This is a genomic window from Porphyrobacter sp. SLTP (genome assembly GCF_009905735.1).
GTDB lineage: Bacteria > Pseudomonadota > Alphaproteobacteria > Sphingomonadales > Sphingomonadaceae > Erythrobacter.
Genome location: NZ_JAAALE010000011.1, coordinates 36,289 through 55,864, shown reverse-complemented (window position 1 = coordinate 55,864; position 19,576 = coordinate 36,289). Strand labels below are relative to the sequence as shown.

Genomic DNA, 19,576 nt, shown 5'->3' with positions numbered 1-19,576 from the left:
ATCATGAACCTGCACAGCCCCTCATCGTCCTTCAGCCCGCCCGATGGCGACGGCTCGGTTCAGGTCCAGCTGGACCCGGCCGACAAGATCAAGGGTGCCAAGGTTTTCGCCGTCTACGGCAAGGGCGGGATCGGCAAGTCAACCACGTCTTCCAACCTGTCGGCCGCCTTTTCGAAACTGGGCCACCGGGTGCTCCAGATCGGCTGCGATCCCAAGCACGACAGCACCTTCACGCTGACCAAGAAGCTGATGCCGACTGTGATCGACGTGCTCGAAACGGTTGAATTCCACGCGGAAGAGCTGCGGCCCGAAGACTACATGTTCGAAGGCTATAACGGCGTGATGTGTGTCGAGGCTGGCGGGCCTCCGGCAGGCACCGGCTGCGGCGGCTATGTGGTCGGCCAGACGGTGAAGCTGCTGAAGCAGCACCACCTTCTCGAAGAAACCGACGTCGTGATCTTCGACGTGCTGGGCGATGTGGTATGCGGCGGCTTTGCGGCACCCCTGCAACATGCCGAGCGCGCGCTGGTGGTGGCAGCGAACGACTTTGACTCGATCTTCGCAATGAACCGGATCGTGGCGGCGATCGCGGCGAAATCGAAAAACTATGACGTGCGCCTTGCCGGCGTCGTCGCCAACCGCAGCAAGGACACCGACGAGATCGACCGGTTCTGCGAAAAAGTCGGGATGCCCCGCCTCGCGCACTTCCGCGATGTCGATGCGATCCGCCGCTCGCGCCTGAAGAAGTGCACGCTGTTCGAAATGGGCGACGATCCCGAAGTGATCGCGGCGCAGGACGAATATCTGCGCCTCGCCGCAATGCTGTGGGCCGGTGTCGATCCGTCCAAGGCGCAGCCGATGAAGGACCGCGACATCTTCGACTTCCTGGGGTTTGAATAATGGCGACCCGGCACTCATCCGAATATGATCACCGGCGCGAGGCGCTGGCGACCTATTTCGACAGCACCGCGCGTCAGGCGTGGATCGACCTCACCTCCGACGCGAAGGTCAGCGGCATCCGCGCGACCGTGCGCGCCGGGCGCGATGCGATGCGTGCCAACCTTCTGGACTGGCTGCCGACCGACCTGCGCCGCACCAAGGTGCTCGATGCCGGATGCGGCACCGGTTCGCTGGCGGTTGCAGCCGCCTGCCGCGGCGCCGAAGTCACCGGGATCGATGTCGCCGCGGGCCTCGTTGAAGTCGCCCGCGAACGCACGCCTTCATTCATCGGCCATGGCCGCATCCACTGGCGCTCGGGCGACATGCTTGATCCGCAGCTGGGCACCTTTGCCCATGTGGTCGCGATGGACTCGCTGATCCATTATCAGCCCGAAGATCTCGTCGATGCGCTGACCCAGCTGGCGCAGCGCACCACCGGATCGATCCTGTTCACCTTCGCCCCGCGCACGCGCTTGCTGAGCGCGATGCACGAAGTCGGCAAGTTCTTCCCCAAGTCAGACCGTTCGCCAGCCATCGTCCCGACCGCCGAGGGCGATCTGCGCGAACGGCTCGCCCGCCTGCAAGGCTGGAGCATCGGCCGTACCCAGCGCATCAGCAGCGGGTTCTACACCTCGCAGGCGCTGGAACTGGTGCGCCACGGATGACCCAGCCCGTCCGCCCTCCCAAACCGCATTGGACAGCGCTGGTTTTCCAGCTGCTGCCGTTTGCGGATGCGGCGAGTGTGGACCTGCCGCTGCCCCGCCTGCTGCGCCTCGCGCTGTTTCAGGTGAGCGTCGGCATGGCGATGGTGCTGCTCAACGGCACCTTGAACCGGGTCATGGTGGTCGAGCTTGGCACGCCCACATGGCTGGTTGCGCTGCTTATCGCGGTGCCGCTGTTTGCTGCGCCGTTCCGCGCGCTGATCGGCCACAAGTCCGACACGCACCGTTCGGTGCTCGGCTGGCGGCGGGTGCCCTATATCTGGTTCGGCACGCTGATGCAGTTCGGCGGCCTTGCCATCATGCCCTTCGCGCTTCTGCTGCTGGGCACCGTAGATCGCTTCGAAATCGGGCTGGTCGCGGCGACCGCTGCCTTCCTGCTGACCGGCACCGGCTTCCATGTCACGCAGACCGCGGGCCTTGCGCTGGCGACCGACCTTGCGCCCGAAGACAAGCGCCCGCGCGCGGTCGCGCTGCTCTACGTGATGCTCTTGGTCGGCATGATGTTCTCCGCTTTCGTGATCGGCGGCGTGCTGTCCGACTATAGCGAGACCAAGCTGGTGCAGGTGATCCAGGGCTGTGCGCTGCTGACTGTCATTCTCAACGTGATCGCCTTGTGGAAGCAGGAAGCGCGCAACCCCGCTGTTACCGCCCCTGATCGCGAGACGGCGACGTTCAGGGAAATCTGGCAGGCCTTCATCACCGATGGCCGCAACGCTCGGCTCCTGACCGCGATCGGCATTGGCGCGGCAGGCTTCGCCATGCAGGATGCGCTGCTTGAGCCCTATGGCGGAGAAATCCTCGGCCTTTCGGTCGGTGCGACCACGGGACTGACGGGCGCCTGGGCGCTCGGCTCGCTGTTCGGCTTCATGCTTTCGGGCCGGGCGCTGGCACGCGGCTGGGATCCGCTCCGGCTCGCCGGGGCCGGCCTGGTGGTCGGGATCAACGCCTTCCTGCTGGTGCTGTTTGCTGGTCCCTTCGGCGCGCCGTTGATGCTGTACGCCGGTGCGCTGACCATCGGGGTCGGGCTCGGGCTGTTCTCGGTCGGCACGCTGATGGAAGCGATGAGCCTGGCCAAGCACCAGACTGCGGGCCTTGCGCTAGGCGCATGGGGCGCGGTGCAGGCGACCTGCGCCGGCTTGGGTATCGCCATCGGCGGCCTGCTGCGCGACGGGATCGCAGCCCTGCTGCAAAGCGGCGATCAGACCGCAAGCATCGCCATGCGCGCCACCGGATATGGCTCGGTCTACATCCTCGAAATCGCTCTTCTGCTTATCGGCCTTGCCGCCATCGGCCCGCTGGTCAGCCACCAGCGCCGCCTGCCGGACGACGCCGAAGACCCGCTCGCCCAGCCCTTTGGGCTCGTTGAGTTTCCGACATGATTACCTGTGCCCGCCCGTCCCGATCCTTGCCCGGCTCCGCCTCAGCCGGATTGTTCCATGAGAGGAATATGAAATGAACGCTGCCTATATCGTCGGCACCTTCGATGTTGCCGAACTCACCTTCCTGCTGTTTTTCGGATTCTTCATCGCGCTGGTGTTCTACCTGAACCGCGAAAGCCGCCGCGAGGGCTACCCGCTCGAAGATGAGGGCACCGGCAAGATTCACCCCGGCAGCCTGTTTGACGCAGGCAAGAAGACCTTCCAGCTGCCGAACGGCCGCGGCACCTATGTGCCGGAAGACGTCGCCCGCGATGACATCAACGTCCCCGGCGTCCCGGCCTTCCGCTCCGCTGGAGCGCCGCTGGTGCCGACGGGCGATCCGATGCTCGACGGCATGGGCCCGGCTGCCTTTGCCAACCGCTCGAAGTATCCCGACCTCACCTTCGATGGTCGTCCGCGGATCGTTCCGATCGCGCAAAGCCACGAGATCATCGTCTCGCCCAACGATCCGCAGCTGGTCGGCTGGCCGGTGGTTGCTGCCGACGGCGTGACCGTGGGCAAGGTCAGCGATATCTGGGTCGATCAGGCCGAACACCTGATCCGTTACCTCGAAGTCGAAACCACCACCGGCAAGAAGGTGCTGGCGCCGATGATGGTCGCCACGGTCCACGGCAACGGCCTGATCGACGCGCTGCTGCCGATCATCGAGGACAAGCCCAAGTTCGTGGAGATCGACGCCATCACCGCCGCGCAGTTCGAGAACGCACCGACGCTCGAAACCGCTGGCATCATCACCCGCTACGAAGAAGACCGCGTCCAGGCCTATTTCGGCGGCGGTTACATGTATGCGACTCCGGAAAGGTCTGAAGCATGGATCTGAACCCAACCGCAGGTGCAGCAGCGACGGAAACGTCGCTGCTACCCGGCCTCGATCACGCCTCGCTTGAGAATGACGGGCCCAAGGCGTTCGGCGACCGGATCGGCACGCCGGCACCTGAGGAAAAGGTTTTGTGGAAGGGCCGTCCCACGGTCAGCCTGCTGGCGCGCTCGGCGTTCCATGCCCACAAAGCCGGCGCCTACATGGCAGCATTGGCGGTGATCGCGGTGCTGACGGGCAATTCCACGGCTGCGCTGGTCGTTGCAGGGCTGGGCCTGGTGCTGGTTGGACTGCTCTACCTGCTCGCCTGGGCGAGCGCGCGCACGACGCTCTACATCCTGACCGACGCGCGTATGATCATGCGCATCGGCATGGCGATCGAGACGCGGATCAACCTGCCCTTGAAGCAGATCACGGCCGCCAACTTCCGCGCACGCGGCAAGGATCACGGCGACATTGCCTTTGAACTGGCCGGTGAGCGACTGCTCAGCACGCTGCTGCTGTGGCCGCATGTCCGCCCGTTCCACTATGCGATGCCCCAGCCGATGCTGCGCGCCGTTCCTGACGCGGCCCACGTCGCACAGATGATCGCCGAAGCCCGCGCGCAATATGGCGCGATCGATCGGAATTTGACCGAGATCAAGGAAGCCGCCCCTGCCAGCGTCCAACACGCCGGTCAGGGCGCAGGTGCGGCTGTGGCCGGACGTCTCGCTCCGGTCATGGGCCGGGCCGGACAGGGTCTTGAGGGAGCACCAGCATGATCGTTCGCGAATACGAGAAGGACGAGGTCACCGTCCACAAGGCGCCGCTGTTGCTGATGGGCGGGATGGTGGCCATCGCGCTGGCATTGACCTCGGCTGTCTCCCTCGGCTTTTTCGAGCGTCAGTCGGTTCCGGCTGAGGCGCGGGCCGCCGCCGGGATCAAGGCCGCAGATGAAGTGACACTGCGCTTCTTCGACGAGGATGACGGCACGGTCCGCGTTGAAGACGGCGCGACGGCGCAAGTGCTCGGCAGCTTTGGCCCGGGCGAAGGCGGCTTCATCCGCGCCACCGTGCGCAGCCTCGTCCACCAACGCCGTATCCGCGGCGAAGGACCGGCGGTGCCCTTCACTCTCACCCGATGGGAGAATGACACGCTCACGCTGAGCGATCCGGTGACCGGACGCAGTGTGGAAGTCAGCTCCTTCGGACCGGACAACCGCGCCGTCTATGCCAACCTGCTCACCGCGAAGACCGCGGCGCAGTAATGGCATTCTCCTTCATCACCGCACGCTCGTTCGAAACGCCCTGCACGATCACGGTCGAGCAGAGCCCCGAGCATTTCCACGCTCATGTCGAACTGGCCGACGAGGTGATTATCCAGCCGGGCGACAAGGTCCGCGTTCACGGCGCTCCGATCCAGATCCCGTTTGGCACGCGCCAGGTGTTTGAACGCCGCGCCACTGTGACCCGCGCCAGCCCGCTGGCCCGCGCGCTCACGCGCTTGGCCGCCTATTTCGATCTGGCCGAACTCTACGAAGTCAGTTTCAATGCCGGGAGGATCAAATGAACGCCTACAAGCCGATGACCAGCGAAGAGGCGATGGCGATCGCGACGCAGGACACGATGCTGACCCCGCGTTTCTACACCACCGACTATGACGCGCTCGATGCCATCGACATCAGCCGCGTGCGGCGCGAATGGGACCAGTTGATCGCCGACATGGTGGGTGATCCCAACAAGCTGCACTTCAAGCACTCGGACCGCTTCAAGGGTGTGATCGAGGGGCTGGAACCCGCGCTGCGCAAGGAGTTCACCGATTTCCTCGTCAGTTCGATGACGAGCGAGTTTTCAGGCTGCGTGCTCTATGCCGAAATCGCCAAGCGCACCAAGAACCCGGATGTGAAGCAGCTGTTCCGCCTGCTCGCCCGCGATGAAAGCCGTCATGCCGGCTTCATCAATGAAAGCCTCAAGGATGCGGGCATCGGCGTCGATCTGGGCTATCTGACGAAGACCAAGAAATACACCTATTTCAAGCCGAAGTTCATCTTCTACGCGGTCTATCTGTCAGAGAAGATCGGCTACGCGCGCTACATCACCATCTTCCGCCATCTGGCCCAGAACCCGCAGTACAAGTTCCACCCGATCTTCGACTGGTTCGAGGAATGGTGCAATGACGAGTTCCGCCATGGTGAGGCCTTCGCCATGCTGTTGCGCGCCGATCCCAAGCTGCTGGAAGGCGCCAACAAGCTGTGGGTGCGCTTCTTCCTGCTGTCGGTCTACGCCACCATGTATGTGCGCGATCACAACCGCCCGCTGTTCCACGCCGCCCTCGGCGTCGATCCGACCGAGTATGGCTACAAGGTGTTCGCGATCTGCAACCAGATCAGCCGCCAGGTCTTCCCGGTGGAACTGGACATTGATGCGCCGGCCTTCCGCACTCAGATGGAAAAGCTGCGCCTCGCGGCCGGACGCATCGAAGAAGGCAAGGCGCGCGGTGGGATCGGCGGTCTGTTGCAACGCGCTTCGGGCATGGCCGGCGCTGGCCTCGCCTTTGCCAAGATGTATCTGCAAAAGCCCAAGTCGAACACTCTGCCCGCTTCGATCCGGCTCCAGCCCGCGTGGTAAGTTGGAGCGGCCATATTGTGCCGTTCATCGTGACGGTCGCGATCTGGTTTGTCGCAACCGGGCTGATTGCCTGGGCGGACAACCGTGAGCGCGCGACCTTTTCCACCAGCCTGTTGATCGGCAGCATCGCCGGGATTGCCGGGCTCGTGGTAATCCTCGTCGCTTCGCTCTCGGCCGAGGTGTGGGCGGTGTACCTGGCCTTCATCGGCGCGCTGATGGTGTGGGGCTGGCATGAGCTTTCGTTCCTGACCGGCGCATCAGCCGGGCCGCGCCGCGGGCTGGCCGATCCGTCGCTGACCGGCGTCGCCCGCTTCCGGCAGGCCGCCGCGACCGTGATGCATCACGAGGTCGCTCTGGCGCTCACCGCACTGCTGCTGATCTCGCTGTCGTGGAGCGTGCCCAACCAGATCGGCGCGACCGTGTTCGTGCTGATGTTCGCTATGCGGCTGATTTCGAAGATCAACCTGTTTGTCGGCGTGCCCAATTCCACGTCTGAAATGCTGCCCGAGCAGCTCGCCTACCTGAAGACCTATTTCGGCCCGAACCGCATGACGGTGCTGCTGGTGCTGTCGGTCGCCGGGATTGCGGCAGTGACCGCATGGTTCGCCAGCCTCGCGCTCGCAGCACCTGTGGGCAGCGCCGAGATGGTGGGCGCGAGCCTGCTGACCACCCTGAGCCTGCTCGGCGTGCTCGAACACCTTTTCCTCGCCCTGCCATTCCGTGACGGGATGCTGTGGGGCTGGGCCATGCCAAAACGGACTGGGCCGCAGCGGAAGACTGCGGCGCAGATCAATCCAGATTGAAAGCAAGACAATGACGACAGAGGGAACCCCGATGGACTTCGAAGCCTACTTCGCCGGCGAGCTGGACACTGTGCGCGCCGACGGCCGCTACCGGGTGTTCACCGATATCAAGCGCCATCGCGGCCGCTTCCCGCACGCGACGCGCTTTGTCGAAGGCGAAACCCAGGCGGTGACCGTGTGGTGTTCGAACGACTATCTCGGCATGGGCCAACACCCCGACGTGCTCGACGCGATGCATGAATGCCTCGACGAATGCGGCGCAGGTGCGGGCGGCACGCGCAACATTTCGGGCACCAATCACCACCACGTGCTGCTTGAGGCTGAGCTGGCTGATCTCCACAACAAGGAAGCGGCCCTGCTGTTCACCAGCGGCTATGTTTCCAACTGGGCAGGTCTCGGCACGCTGGCGTCGAAGATTCCCGGCTGCGTCGTGTTCTCGGACGCGCTCAACCACGCCTCGATGATCGAAGGCATCCGCCACAGCCGCGCGCCTTACAAGGTGTGGCGCCACAATGACGCGGAGCATCTCGACGAACTCCTGTCGATGTACGGCCCCGACGTGCCCAAGCTGGTCGCGTTCGAGAGCGTCTATTCGATGGATGGCGACATCGCCCCCATCGCCGACATCCTCGACGTCTGCGAAAAGCACGGCGCGATGAGCTATATCGACGAGGTCCACGCGGTCGGCCTCTACGGCCCGCGCGGCGGCGGGATTGCCGAGCGCGAAGGGCTGATGGACCGGATCACCGTCATCGAAGGGACGCTGGGCAAGGCGTTCGGCGTGATGGGCGGTTACATTGCGGCCTCGGCCAACCTCGTCGATTTTGTGCGCAGCTTCGCCAGTGGCTTCATCTTCTCGACCGCTCTGCCCCCCGCCATCGCGGCGGGCGCGGCGGCCAGCATCCGCCACCTCAAGAACAGCAGCGCCGAGCGTGAGCTTCAGCAGAAGCGCGTCGCGCAGGTCCGCCGCGCGCTCGACATCATGGGCATCCCGCACCTCGACAACCCGAGCCACATCATCCCGGTGATGGTTGGGGATGCCAAGAAGTGCAAGATGATCAGCGACTGGCTGATGGACAACCACGGCATCTACGTACAGCCGATCAACTACCCGACCGTGCCGGTGGGGACCGAGCGACTGCGCGTCACGCCCTCGCCCGTGCACACCGATGGCGACATCGACCGGCTGATCAAGGCGCTGTCCGAGATCTGGTCGCATTGCGAACTGGCCCGGATGGAACAGGCGGCTTAAACCCCGCCCAACCGGTCCTGCACGCCGCCGCGCCGCTCCGCTTGCCTGACGGGCACCGAAAGGGGCGGCTGCATGGGTCGTGCGCCGGATCTTGTGATCCCGCAGCCGCGCAGCACAATGCTCTGACTTTCAGCAGCTCTCCCTTGGACGGGAGTGGAGGGTGGATGCCTTAGGCGAGGCGTCCGCCCTCCTTTGCGTCTGGGTGGGCGGGATCATCCGAGGGCGCCTCGCCGCTGCGTTACGGCAGAGTGCGGCGATGATGGGGAGACATCCCCGCATGGCCGACAAGGGTGCTAGATTTCCCGCTGAAGGACTTCTCGCACCTTCTTCGACAGTTCCAGTCGGGTGTAGGGCTTTCTGAGCAAATCAACACCAGGGTCAAGGCGGCCGTGTCGGTCGATGGCGTTATCGGTGTAGCCCGAGGTGAAGAGCACCCTGAGCGAGGGTCGAAAAGTCCGGGCCCAATCGGCAAGCTCGGTTCCGTTCATGCCTCCTGGCATCACGATATCCGTGAGCAGGAGGTCCACCTCGTCGTCCGCTTGCAAAAGGACCATCGCCTCGCGGCCTGACATCGCGGTCTTGACGCGATAGCCCAGCAAAACCAATTGCCGCTGCAAATGGCTGAGGACCAGGGCATTATCCTCGACGATGAGGATCTTCTCCGTACCGCCTTGGGGTTGCACATCCGAAGGCAGGTCAGCTTTCGCTGGCTGGCCGATCGGCAGGCGCGGGAAATACAGCTTGATCTTGGTGCCTACACCAGGCTCGGAGCAAATCTCGATATGTCCGCCCGATTGTTTGGTGAAGCCAAACACCATGCTCAATCCAAGTCCGCTCCCCTTGCCAACGGGCTTGGTGGTGAAAAACGGCTCAAAGGCCCGCCCGGCCGTGACAGCATCCATGCCAGTGCCCGTGTCGGTCACACAGAGCATGATGTACTCCCCGGGCACCACCTCCGGATATCTGAGAGCGTAATCAGGTCCCAGCCTTGTGTTGGCGGTCTCAATCACCAGTTTGCCTTCGTCTTCCATCGCGTCGCGGGCATTGACCACGAGGTTCAGGAGCGCTGAATCCAGTTCGCCAGCGTCGATTTCGATGAGTCCGAGATCAGGATCGGAATGGAATTCCACATCGATACTCTCGGGCAGGGTGCGCCGGACGATCCCCTGCATCGCCCCCACCAGCTGGTTGACGTTCGTCGGCTTCGGATCGAGCGGCTGACGGCGGGCGAAAGCGAGCAGGCGATTGGTCAGCTCGGCCCCCCGCTCCGCCGCCGAAAGCGTCACCTCGGCCAAGGGCTTGAGTTCCGGATCGGTTATGCTCTCGGCGAGGATTTCTGCATTGCCCAGGATCACTGTAAGCAAATTGTTGAAATCGTGCGCAATGCCTCCGGTGAGGTGTCCCACCGCCTCCAGCTTCTGGCTCTCGCGTAGTCTGCGTTCCATCGCGATGCGCTCGCTGATATCGCGCATAAATCCCACAAAGGCAGCCCCGCTCCCATCATGCGCCTCGGTGATCGAGAGCTCGATGGGAAATTCACGCCCGGACTTTGCCCGCGCCTCGATCTCGATCCGACGATTGACGACATGGGCCACACCGGTTTGCTGGTAGCGGTGCATACCGTGAGCGTGGGCCTGCTGATGCCTGGATGGGACAATCAGATCATTGAGATTTTGCCCCAAGGCCTCGGCCCGAGACCATCCAAAGGTTTGCTCCGCCGCACGATTCCAGCCGACGACCTTCCCTTCCGCATCGATGGCGACCGCTGCGTCGAGGACTGTGCTCAACAACAGGCGGAGCGCGGCCGAGTCTTGGACGGGAGGTTGGCTCATGGATTCATCGTTTTAAGGTATCGAAGCGGGACGAATATAATTTCGATCAGTCCTTCTGATACTGGCCCCGCCATAGGATTGTCGGCCAGATCCCGGCTTGTGTGCGGGTGCATTTTGTCGCAGGCCGCTTTGACTGAATGACACGGTTATGGGTGGCAAGCGGCCCTCGATCTGATGGCGCCTTATGCCATCAAAATCCTAGCTTCCGCTTAACCATGCGCCAGATCGAACTACGGGGCGATGAAGGAAGGCGAAAACCGCCCATCCCGCTGCGGCGTCCCTTACTTCACCGGAATGAAGCGCACCGCCACCCCGCCTGACGCCGCCAACCGCACCGCGAAGGTGTCCCCGCCGGTGACCACCTTCTCCTCGATCACGATGTCATAGGGGTTGTAGTCCCAATGCGCGTGCGGCCCGTCGCGGTAGATCTGCGCGCGGTACTTGCGGCCCGTTTCAAGGAAGGACAGCGGCAGGGACAGATCGCGCGGCTCGTGGTCGGTCACCGCGCCGAGGAACCATTCCTTGGACTTCCTCCCCTGCCGCGCGAAGGCGACATATTGGCCAACCTCACCGGCGAGCGCGATCGACTCCTCCCAGTCGGCTTCCACATCCTTGATGAATTGGAAGGCTTCGGGCCGCGCTTCGTAATTCTCTGGCAGATCGGCGGCCATCTGGAGCGGCGAGTAGATCGTCACATAGGTCGCAAGCTGCTTGGCCAGCGTGGTCTGCGGGCGGTTCTTCGGATCGCCGCGCGGCATGTCGGGGCGCACCGGCGGGCGCTCGTTGGGGCGCAGGTCGAAGATGCCGGGGGTATAGTCGAACGGCCCGGCCAGCAGCGCGGTGAAGGCCAGCATCGGCTCATGCGAAGGCGGATTGGGCGGCGTGCCCCAGGCGTTGAACTCCATCCCGCGCGCGCCTTCGCGGGTCATCCAGTTGGGGTAGGTGCGCCTGAGGCCGGTGTCCTTGACCGGCTCGTGGGTGTCCATCGCGATCTGGCGCTCAGCGGCGGCCTTGATCACCGTCATGTGGTGGTCGATCATGCGTTGGCTGTCGTAATATTCGTAGTGGCGGATGCCCTTGTCATCGACCCACACCGCATCGCCCGCGTCGGAAACATAGCCCGACTTGACGTAGTGCGAGCCGATCTTGCGCACCAGATCAAGGCCTGCCGCCAGCTGCTTTTCGTAATTGGTGAGGTTGGCCGAGGTTTCGTGATGGACGATCAGCTGGACGCCCTTGGCGGCGGCATATTTGCTCAGGCCCGCGATGTCGTAATCGGGATAGGGCTCGGTGAAGCTGAACAGATCACCATTGTTGAACCAGTCGCCGTCCCAGCCCTTGTTCCAGCCTTCGACCAGCACGCCGGCAAAGCCGTGCTTGGCGGCAAAGTCGATATAGCGCTTGGTCTCGGCGGTGGTCGCGCCGTGATATTTGTCGCTCGCCCAGGTGCGGTCATTGATGTGCATCGCCCACCAGATGCCGACATATTTGCCGGGCTTGGCGTAGGAGACATCGCCCAGCGCGTTGGGTTCGTTGAGGTTGAGGATGATGTCGGAATTGATCAGGCCCACCGCCTCACGCGCGATCTGGATGGTGCGCCACGGGGATGTGAACGGCGCCTTGGTCTTCACCTTCGGCCCGCCCGACCAATTGCGCAGGTTCGCCTGGAAATTGCCGGGGCGCAGCTGATCGAGGGACATCGAGGAGTAATTGACCAGCGCCGCCTCGTGGATCGCGAAGTGGATGCCGGTGGTGGTGCGGAAGGTGGACGGGGTGTGCGCGTCATCAACCTCGCCTGCGGGGGCGACGCGGTAGATATACTCGTTGCGGTTGTATTCGTCGGACGGCGTGTACCACATCGTCGTTTTGTCGCCGACGCCGAACTGGGTCAGCTCCTCGACGATGGCGATGTCACCTTGCAGCGCCGCCTGTTCGGGCAGCTCGTAGCGGAATCCGATGCCGGTATCGAAGGCGCGGAAGCGGACCGTCATCTGCCGGTCGGGGCCCTCGGCGGCACGGAAGGTGACGCTGAGTTCATTGTGCTGATCGCGCACCAGCCGGCGCTCGCCCCACGGCTGTTCCCAAGTGGTGTTTTGCGAGGCGCGGGCCGATCCGGCGATGGCGAGGCCGCGTTCAAAGCCGTGATGTTCGGCGAACAGCATCCCGAGCTTGGACGGAGCGATGACCTGCTCGCCCTCGAAGCTCACGGCATAGGTCGCCTGGCCACCATCATCCTTGACCGTGACGGTGATCTTGCCGTCGGGCGAGGTCACTTCCAACGTCTCGGCATAGGCAGGCGCCGCTGCCCATGCCACTGCCGCCGCCGCGATCATCCGGGTCCAAAGCTTCGTCATGCGTCCTCTCCCACGCCCATCGGAGCGCTCATTTGGTCTCTGTGAAAATCCGGTAGCCCCACGGCGCAAGCGCAAGCGCCTCGCCGCTCGCGAAGGTCATCGCCTCGCCGTTGAGCGCGTCGGCATAGCCGCCATGATGGCGCGCGTGCTGGAAGGTCACCTGCTGCGGCCGGGGGCTGAGGTTGAACACCGCAAACACCCGTTCGCCCGCAGACCCGCGCGTGAAGGCGAAGACATCTGCCGTCGCATTGGTCGGCACTTCCAACAGCGGCGCGCCAAAGCGCCCGTTGTGGAGCGCGGCGTTGTCAGTCTTGAGCGCGATCAGCTTGGCGATCAGCGCGGCGTGCTTGCCTTCGCGCCAGACGATCGGATCGCGCTCGAAGAACTTGAGCATCCGGTCATTATCCGCCTCCTGCCCATTGTAGATCAGAGGCAGTCCGAGGCCGGTGAAGGACAGCGCCATCGCAGCCTCATAAGCCGGGCCGTAGATGTTCGCTGCCACTCCGTCCCACGAATTCTGGTCGTGGTTCTCGGTATAGACCATGCGCATCGCGGCGTGGGGCCAGGTTTCCGACTGCCCGGCATAGTAACCGCGCATCGCCCCTGCCCCGCTGCCGTCCTTGACGAGGCGCTGCATCGCCTCCTTCCAGCCCCAGCCATAGGTGGCGTCGAAAGCGCGGGCGTGGAGATCGCGTTGCTCCCATTCGGCGAGCATGAAGACCGGCTTCACCTTGTTGAGTTCGGCGCGGGCGGTGTCCCAGAAATCGGTCGGGACATACCCCGCCACGTCCGCGCGATACCCGTCGATGCCGAATTCGCGCACCCAATAAACGAGGCTTTCGGTCATGTACTGGCGCAGGCGGGGCTGGCTGTAATCGAAGTCCGCCACGTCCGACCAGTCGGTGCCGGCGGGCGACATCAGCGCGCCTTCGGGCGTGCGGGTGTACCACTCCGGGTGGCTCAGGGTCAGCGGATTGTCAGTGGCTGAATGGTTGGCGACCCAGTCGAGGATGACCTTCAGCCCCAGCCGGTGCGCCTCGTCCACAAAGGCGCGGAACTCGGCCTCGGTGCCGAATTCGGGATTGACCGCGCGGTAATCGCGCACGGCATAGGGGCTGCCAAGGCTGCCCTTGCGGTTCGCCTCGCCAATCGGGTGGATCGGCATCAGCCAGATGATATCGACCCCCATCGCTGCGAGCCGCGGCAGCTGCTTCTGCGCGGCGGCAAAGGTGCCCTCGCTGGTGAACTGCCGGGTGTTGAGCTGATACAGTACCGCGTCGCGCGTCCACTCGGCGTTTGGCACCTGGACCACATCGCGCGGGGTGTAATCGGGCTGGGCCAGCGCAGGGGTAGCGACCAGCGCGCCCGCCAGCAGGGCAAATACCAGCCGCATCACGCTTCCCCCGCCCGCAGAGCGGGAACGCCTCGCGCCTCGCCATCAGTGACGAACAGGGTCGCCGTCGCTGCCAGCACGAAGCTCACCGCCGCAATCGCCATCGCGTAGATCGGCTCACCGCCGAACAGGTTGGTGACGAGGAAGCCGAGCAACGTCGAGGCGAGCAGCTGCGGCACGACGATGAAGATGTTGAACACCCCCATGTAAATGCCCATTTTTTCCGCCGGGACGCAGCCTGCCAGGATCGCGTAGGGCAGCGCTACAATCGAGGCCCAGGCGATGCCGATCCCGATCTGCGGGATCCACAGCAGCGCCGGATCGCGCACCAGCAGCACCGCAGCAAAGCCCGCCGCGCCCATTAGCAGGTTGATCGCGTGTAACCGGCAGCGGTCGATCTTCGCGGCGATCATCACGAACCCGAGCGCGGCGGCAGCGGCCAGGCCGTTGCGCACCGATCCCATCAGGCTCCACCAGTCCGCCCCATCCTGATAGGCGGCGCTCGCCGCGTCGGCCGCGCCAAAGTGATACTCGGTCACGCCCGGCGTGCCGTAAATCCACAACGCAAACATCCCGAACCAGCTGAAAAACTGCACCACCGCCAGTTGGCGCATGGTCTTGGGCATGGCGAACAGATCGCTCACCACCTCCATGAAGCCACTGTCATTGCGCCCTTGCCCGCGCAAGGATGCAGCGACGAGCTGGATCACGCCGAAGCCTGCCAGCAAGCCCGCGAGGACATAGATATCCTTGGCCACTTCAATGTCGCCAAGGAACGCCGGGCGGTTCTCCCCCCGCGCAAAGGCCACCAGCGCAGCAAGGCCGAGACCGGCGATGATCCAGACGATCCCGCCATTGGAAAACTGCCGCGCGGTACGCTCCACATTGCCATGCGCTGCGCCAGCGGCAGGTCCGCGTGCGGCTTCGAACCGGGCGAGGTCTTGCGGGGAATACTCCTTGGTCGAGAACACCGTCCACGCGACCGCCGCCACCAATGCCGCCCCGCCGATATAAAACGACCAGCGCACCGTTTCCGGAATCTCGCCCACCGGCGCGATGTTGCTGAGGCCCAGCCAGTTGGTCATCACCCACGGGAGCGCCCCTGCCATTACCGCGCCGGTGCCGATAAAGAAGCTCTGCATTGCATAGCCCATCGTGCGCTGCCGGTCTGGGAGATTGTCGCCCACGAAGGCACGGAACGGCTCCATCGTGATGTTGAGCGAGGCGTCCATGATCCACAGCATCCCCGCCGCGACCCACAGCACTGGGGCATTGGGCATGACAAACAGCGCAAAGGTCGCCAGCAGCGCGCCAATGAGGAAATAGGGGCGGCGGCGGCCGAAGCGGGGGCTCCAGGTCTTGTCCGACAGGTGGCCGATAATCGGCTGCACGATCAGCCCGGTCATCGGCGCGGCAATCCACAGGATCGCCAGCTCACCGACATCCGCGCCCAGCGTCTGGAAAATGCGGCTGACATTGCCGTTCTGGAGCTCGAACCCGATCTGGATTCCGAGGAAGCCGAAGCTCATGTTCCAGATTTGGCCCGCGTTCAGCGCAGGCTTTTGGCCGGCTTGCGTCATGATCGTATCATCCCTCTCCCCCGCACCACCATCCGCACGGAGGTGACGCAGCTCCCGGCATCGCGTAGGCTCCCGGATCTGTCGCCGGGTGACACATTGCACGATGCCGGGCCATAGTCTGGACGCCTTGCAAAAATTTGCAAGAAACTTTCCGATAATCTCAATAAAATTTACCGCTTACCTTTCCGTTGTGCTTTGTTATCGTTGTTTTTCAATGATTTGATGCATGATCCGTAGCCCACTTCGACTTTTCACAAAGATTTGCAAATTCTCTTTTGAAGTGTCAGAAAAGCTGCCGGAGGGAGTTGGGTCATGACGCGAATCTTCGTGAGCTTAGCGGCTGTGCTGTGCGCGGGCACCGCTTTGGCGGGAGCGCCGGTTGCGGCCGAACCATCGGGCGCCGCCCCCATTTCCGAGCGCCAGCTTGAAGACGAGATCATCTATTTCGTCCTGCCCGACCGGTTCGAGAACGGGGACACCTCGAACGACCGCGGCGGGATCAAGGGCGGCGTGTTCGATCACGGCTTCGACCCGACCCACAAAGGCTTCTACCACGGCGGTGACCTCAAGGGGCTGACCGCCAAGCTCGATTACATTCAGGGCATGGGCGTCACAGCAATCTGGTTCGCGCCGGTGTTCAAGAACAAGCCGGTGCAAGGGCTCCCCGGTCAGGAAAGCGCGGGCTACCACGGTTACTGGGTGACGGACTTCACGCAGATTGATCCGCATTTCGGCACCAATGCCGAATTCAAGGCCTTCGTCGATGCCGCCCATGCGCGCGGGATGAAGGTCTATATGGACATCATCATCAACCACACCGCCGATGTGATCGACTATGCCGAGGGGCCGGCCAACGGCTATGCCTATCGCAGCAAGGGCGATTATCCCTACGGGCGCAAGGGCGGTCCGACCGGCGCGCCGATCAACCCGGGCTTTGCGGGGGACGAAAACGCCGATCCCGCCAATTGGGCCAAGCTTACCGACCCCGCCTTCGCCTATACCCCCGTGGTGCCCGCAGCAGAGAAAAACGTGAAAGTGCCCGCGTGGCTGAATGACGTGACGCTCTACCACAACCGCGGCAATTCGCACTGGGTGGGGGAAAGCAGTGTCTATGGCGACTTTTCGGGCCTTGATGATCTCGCGACCGAGCATCCCCGCGTCGTCGAGGGCATGATCGACATCTTCGGCCAGTGGATCGACGATTACGGGATCGACGGCTACCGGATCGACACGGCCAAGCATGTGAACCCGGAGTTCTGGCAGGCCTTCGTCCCTCCCATTCTGGCCCGCGCCAAGGCCAAGGGGATCGACCACTTCCACATCTTCGGTGAGATCGCTTACGAAGAACCCACCGCCACGCTCGCTGCGCAGGTGATGGCGGAAAGCCAGCTGCCTTATGCGCTCGACATGGGCTTTGCGAAGGCCGCGCAGCTGGTTGCGAGCGGCAAGGCCGGGCCGCGGCTGATGGCCGAATTCCTCCAGCAGGACGCGATTTACCCCGGCGGCGCAAAAACCGCGCTGGGCCTGCCGACCTTCCTCGGCAATCACGATTTCGGCCGCTTTTCGATGTTCGTGCGCGACATGAGCGGTTCGGATGATGCCGAGGCCCTGTTGGCGCGGGTCAAGCTTGGCCATGCGATGATGTTCCTGCTGCGCGGCGTGCCGACGGTCTATTACGGCGACGAACAGGGCTTCATCTCGGACGGCAATGACCAGCTGGCACGCGAGGACATGTTCCCCAGCAAGGTCGCGGTCTATAACGACAACAGGCTGATCGGCACCACAGCCACCACGGCGCAGAGCAACTTCGACACCGCCCACCCGCTCTATCGCCTGATCGCCGATCTGTCGGCGGCGCGCACGGCCAGCCCGGCGCTGCGGCGCGGCCTGTCCGAAGTGCGCGCTTTCACCGAAACCGCCCCCGGCCTGCTCGCGGTCGAGCGGTATGATCCCGAAACCGGACAGCGGGTGCTGGCGGTGTTCAATACGAGCGCATCGGCGCTTTCGCACCATGTCGAGGTAAGCTACCGGGCGAGCGGTGTCGCGCCGCTCATCGGCAATTGTCCGACCGCCCTCACCGCGCCGGGAACGGTCGCTATTGCGCTGCCCGCTTTCGGCTTTGCCGCCTGCATTCTGGAGACTGACGACTAATGGCATCCGCCCAGTCCTGCGCTGGCCCGCAAGCCGCCGTCGATACCGCCGCCAGCGACACCGATCGCTTGGGGGCCTGGTGGCGCGGCGCTGTCATCTACCAGATTTATCCGCGCAGCTTCCGCGACACCAACGGCGACGGGATCGGCGATCTTGCCGGGATTGCCGAGGGGCTGGACTACATCGCCGATCTTGGCGTTGACGGCATCTGGATTTCGCCCTTCTTCACCTCGCCGATGAAGGATTTCGGCTATGATGTGGCCGATTATTGCGGGATCGACCCCAGCTTCGGCAACTTCGCCGATTTCGACCGGATCATCGCCAAGGCGCACAGCCTCGGCCTGAAGGTCATTATCGATCAGGTCTATTCGCACACATCGGACGAGCACGCGTGGTTTCAGGAAAGCCGTGCCGATCGCACCAATCCCAAGGCCGACTGGTATGTCTGGGCCGATCCCAAGCCCGATGGCTCGCCGCCGTCAAACTGGCAGTCGGTGTTCGGCGGTTCGGCGTGGCAGTGGGATGGGCCGAGGAAGCAGTATTACCTGCACAACTTCCTCACCAGCCAGCCCGACCTCAACGTCCATAACGTCGAAGTGCAGGATGCGCTGCTGGATGTGGCGCGGTTCTGGCTCAGCCGAGGGGTGGACGGGTTCCGATTGGATGCGCTCAACTTCTCGATGCATGACCCCGACCTGCGCGACAATCCGCCCAGCGGGCTGCCGATGGAACTGGTAACCCGCCCGTTCGACATGCAGGTCAAGCAGTACAACCAGTCGCACCCCGACATCACCGGCTTCCTCGAACGCATCCGGGCGACGATCGACGAATTCCCCGGCCGCTTCACCGTTGCCGAGGTCGGTGGGCCGGAGCCGCTGGCGGAAATGAAGGCCTTTACCGAAGGCGGCAAGCGGCTCGATTCCGCGTACAACTTCGACTTCCTCTACGCCCCGCGCCTGACGGCGGGCGTGGTCCGCGCCAGTCTGTCGCAATGGAGCGGGGAACCGGGCGAAGGCTGGCCGTCTTGGGCGTTCTCGAACCATGATGCCCCGCGCGCGGTGACGCGCTGGACATTGGATGGCGACATGGCGCGCGCCGCGCGGCTCAACCTGCTGCTGCTCCTTTCCTTGCGCGGCAATCCGATCATCTATCAGGGCGAAGAACTGGGCTTGCCGCAGGGCGAGGTCGCCTTCGAAGACCTGCAAGACCCCGAAGCCATCGCCAACTGGCCGCACACCTTGGGCCGCGACGGTGCCCGCACCCCGATGCCATGGTCGGCCAATGCCCCGCAAGCGGGGTTCTCGAACGCCAACCGCACCTGGCTCAAGCTTGATCCGGTGCACACCGGCTTTGCTGTCGACAGTCAGGCATCAGACCCCGCCTCGACCCTCGGTTACGCGCGCCAGCTGCTGCGCCTGCGGCGGACCCATCCGGCGCTGGTGCATGGCGATATTGCGCTGATCGACAGCCCGGAAGATATCCTCGCCTTCCTGCGCCAGGACGAAAGCGGCGCGGTGCTCTGCGTCTTCAACCTCGGCGAAGCGCCTGTCCGGTGGAGCCCTCCGTCGGAACTTGGCAGCGTGAGTGTGATCGCTACCCAAAACACAGTCGACACGGCGGCCGCCTTGTCGCACGATCTCGCCCCCGGCACCGGCTATTGGGCTGTGGTGACGGGCAGCTGAGGACGA

Annotated in this window: 16 protein-coding genes; 12 read left to right on the top strand and 4 right to left on the bottom strand. The window is 63.8% G+C overall.

Going from position 1 to position 19,576, the window contains the following annotated elements; genetic code table 11:
• The first annotated feature begins 3 nt into the window (after positions 1-3).
• The 10 genes from bchL (at position 4) to hemA (ending at position 8,578) form a co-directional block, all read left to right on the top strand.
• Positions 4-900, top strand: a complete 897-nt coding sequence (gene bchL / locus GVM20_RS10745) for a ferredoxin:protochlorophyllide reductase (ATP-dependent) iron-sulfur ATP-binding protein (RefSeq protein ID WP_160761925.1) — start codon at positions 4-6, stop codon at positions 898-900.
• The gene (gene bchM / locus GVM20_RS10740) at positions 900-1,604 is read left to right on the top strand and encodes a magnesium protoporphyrin IX methyltransferase (protein WP_166547194.1); all 705 of its coding nucleotides are present in this window, start codon (positions 900-902) and stop codon (positions 1,602-1,604) included. The genes bchL and bchM overlap by 1 nt, the downstream gene beginning before the upstream one ends.
• Entirely contained in the window at positions 1,601-3,040 is a 1,440-nt protein-coding gene (locus GVM20_RS10735; RefSeq protein ID WP_166547193.1) for a BCD family MFS transporter, read from the top strand. The genes bchM and GVM20_RS10735 overlap by 4 nt, the downstream gene beginning before the upstream one ends.
• A 73-nt stretch (positions 3,041-3,113) precedes the next feature.
• Positions 3,114-3,920 carry a photosynthetic reaction center subunit H gene (gene puhA / locus GVM20_RS10730; protein ID WP_166547192.1) on the top strand — a complete coding sequence of 269 codons (807 nt, stop codon included), beginning with the start codon at positions 3,114-3,116 and terminating at the stop codon, positions 3,918-3,920.
• Positions 3,911-4,678: a photosynthetic complex putative assembly protein PuhB gene (gene puhB, locus GVM20_RS10725; RefSeq protein ID WP_166547191.1), complete on the top strand. Its 768-nt coding sequence runs from the start codon at positions 3,911-3,913 to the stop codon at positions 4,676-4,678. The genes puhA and puhB overlap by 10 nt, the downstream gene beginning before the upstream one ends.
• Positions 4,675-5,163, top strand: a complete 489-nt coding sequence (gene puhC, locus GVM20_RS10720; protein ID WP_166547190.1) for a photosynthetic complex assembly protein PuhC — start codon at positions 4,675-4,677, stop codon at positions 5,161-5,163. The genes puhB and puhC overlap by 4 nt, the downstream gene beginning before the upstream one ends.
• Positions 5,163-5,465 carry an O2-dependent cyclase accessory protein gene (locus GVM20_RS10715; protein ID WP_166547189.1) on the top strand — a complete coding sequence of 101 codons (303 nt, stop codon included), beginning with the start codon at positions 5,163-5,165 and terminating at the stop codon, positions 5,463-5,465. The genes puhC and GVM20_RS10715 overlap by 1 nt, the downstream gene beginning before the upstream one ends.
• Positions 5,462-6,523, top strand: a complete 1,062-nt coding sequence (gene acsF, locus GVM20_RS10710; RefSeq protein WP_166547188.1) for a magnesium-protoporphyrin IX monomethyl ester (oxidative) cyclase — start codon at positions 5,462-5,464, stop codon at positions 6,521-6,523. The genes GVM20_RS10715 and acsF overlap by 4 nt, the downstream gene beginning before the upstream one ends.
• Positions 6,517-7,326 (top strand): putative photosynthetic complex assembly protein PuhE, encoded by an 810-nt coding sequence (puhE, locus tag GVM20_RS10705; protein ID WP_166547187.1) that lies wholly within the window; start codon positions 6,517-6,519, stop codon positions 7,324-7,326. Before acsF ends, puhE begins: the two co-directional genes overlap by 7 nt.
• A gap of 31 nt (positions 7,327-7,357) precedes the next feature.
• Positions 7,358-8,578 (top strand): 5-aminolevulinate synthase, encoded by a 1,221-nt coding sequence (hemA, locus tag GVM20_RS10700; RefSeq protein ID WP_166547186.1) that lies wholly within the window; start codon positions 7,358-7,360, stop codon positions 8,576-8,578.
• A gap of 293 nt (positions 8,579-8,871) precedes the next feature.
• Here hemA and GVM20_RS10695 read toward each other — a convergent pair whose 3' ends face one another.
• The 4 genes from GVM20_RS10695 to GVM20_RS10680 form a co-directional block, all read right to left on the bottom strand.
• On the bottom strand, positions 8,872-10,410 hold the full coding sequence (locus GVM20_RS10695; RefSeq protein ID WP_166547185.1) for a PAS domain S-box protein: 1,539 nt from the start codon (positions 10,408-10,410) through the stop codon (positions 8,872-8,874).
• Positions 10,411-10,691: 281 nt separating this feature from the next.
• On the bottom strand, positions 10,692-12,764 hold the full coding sequence (locus GVM20_RS10690; RefSeq protein ID WP_199799559.1) for a glycoside hydrolase family 97 protein: 2,073 nt from the start codon (positions 12,762-12,764) through the stop codon (positions 10,692-10,694).
• Positions 12,765-12,792: 28 nt separating this feature from the next.
• Entirely contained in the window at positions 12,793-14,157 is a 1,365-nt protein-coding gene (locus GVM20_RS10685; RefSeq protein WP_166547184.1) for an alpha-amylase family glycosyl hydrolase, read from the bottom strand.
• Complete coding sequence (locus GVM20_RS10680) at positions 14,157-15,737, bottom strand: MFS transporter (RefSeq protein ID WP_166547183.1); 1,581 nt, start codon at positions 15,735-15,737, stop codon at positions 14,157-14,159. Before GVM20_RS10680 ends, GVM20_RS10685 begins: the two co-directional genes overlap by 1 nt.
• 312 nt (positions 15,738-16,049) lie before the next feature.
• Here GVM20_RS10680 and GVM20_RS10675 point away from each other — a divergent pair, with 312 nt between their 5' ends.
• Positions 16,050-17,888: an alpha-amylase family glycosyl hydrolase gene (locus tag GVM20_RS10675; protein WP_166547182.1), complete on the top strand. Its 1,839-nt coding sequence runs from the start codon at positions 16,050-16,052 to the stop codon at positions 17,886-17,888.
• A complete protein-coding gene (locus GVM20_RS10670) occupies positions 17,888-19,570 on the top strand; it encodes an alpha-glucosidase (RefSeq protein ID WP_166547181.1) in 1,683 nt (560 codons plus the stop codon). Before GVM20_RS10675 ends, GVM20_RS10670 begins: the two co-directional genes overlap by 1 nt.
• The last annotated feature ends 6 nt before the right edge of the window (positions 19,571-19,576 follow it).

What these genes read in the sequence shown, in the direction of transcription:
- GVM20_RS10675 (WP_166547182.1), top strand. Translation starts at nt 16,050, where the DNA reads ATGACGCGAATCTTCGTGAGCTTAGCGGCTGTGCTGTGCGCGGGCACC.
- puhB (WP_166547191.1), top strand. Translation starts at nt 3,911, where the DNA reads ATGGATCTGAACCCAACCGCAGGTGCAGCAGCGACGGAAACGTCGCTG.
- puhA (WP_166547192.1), top strand. Translation starts at nt 3,114, where the DNA reads ATGAACGCTGCCTATATCGTCGGCACCTTCGATGTTGCCGAACTCACC.
- GVM20_RS10680 (WP_166547183.1), bottom strand. Translation starts at nt 15,737, where the DNA reads ATGACGCAAGCCGGCCAAAAGCCTGCGCTGAACGCGGGCCAAATCTGG.
- GVM20_RS10695 (WP_166547185.1), bottom strand. Translation starts at nt 10,410, where the DNA reads ATGAGCCAACCTCCCGTCCAAGACTCGGCCGCGCTCCGCCTGTTGTTG.
- hemA (WP_166547186.1), top strand. Translation starts at nt 7,358, where the DNA reads ATGGACTTCGAAGCCTACTTCGCCGGCGAGCTGGACACTGTGCGCGCC.
- GVM20_RS10715 (WP_166547189.1), top strand. Translation starts at nt 5,163, where the DNA reads ATGGCATTCTCCTTCATCACCGCACGCTCGTTCGAAACGCCCTGCACG.
- bchM (WP_166547194.1), top strand. Translation starts at nt 900, where the DNA reads ATGGCGACCCGGCACTCATCCGAATATGATCACCGGCGCGAGGCGCTG.
- GVM20_RS10685 (WP_166547184.1), bottom strand. Translation starts at nt 14,157, where the DNA reads ATGCGGCTGGTATTTGCCCTGCTGGCGGGCGCGCTGGTCGCTACCCCT.
- bchL (WP_160761925.1), top strand. Translation starts at nt 4, where the DNA reads ATGAACCTGCACAGCCCCTCATCGTCCTTCAGCCCGCCCGATGGCGAC.
- GVM20_RS10735 (WP_166547193.1), top strand. Translation starts at nt 1,601, where the DNA reads ATGACCCAGCCCGTCCGCCCTCCCAAACCGCATTGGACAGCGCTGGTT.
- GVM20_RS10670 (WP_166547181.1), top strand. Translation starts at nt 17,888, where the DNA reads ATGGCATCCGCCCAGTCCTGCGCTGGCCCGCAAGCCGCCGTCGATACC.
- puhC (WP_166547190.1), top strand. Translation starts at nt 4,675, where the DNA reads ATGATCGTTCGCGAATACGAGAAGGACGAGGTCACCGTCCACAAGGCG.
- acsF (WP_166547188.1), top strand. Translation starts at nt 5,462, where the DNA reads ATGAACGCCTACAAGCCGATGACCAGCGAAGAGGCGATGGCGATCGCG.
- GVM20_RS10690 (WP_199799559.1), bottom strand. Translation starts at nt 12,764, where the DNA reads ATGACGAAGCTTTGGACCCGGATGATCGCGGCGGCGGCAGTGGCATGG.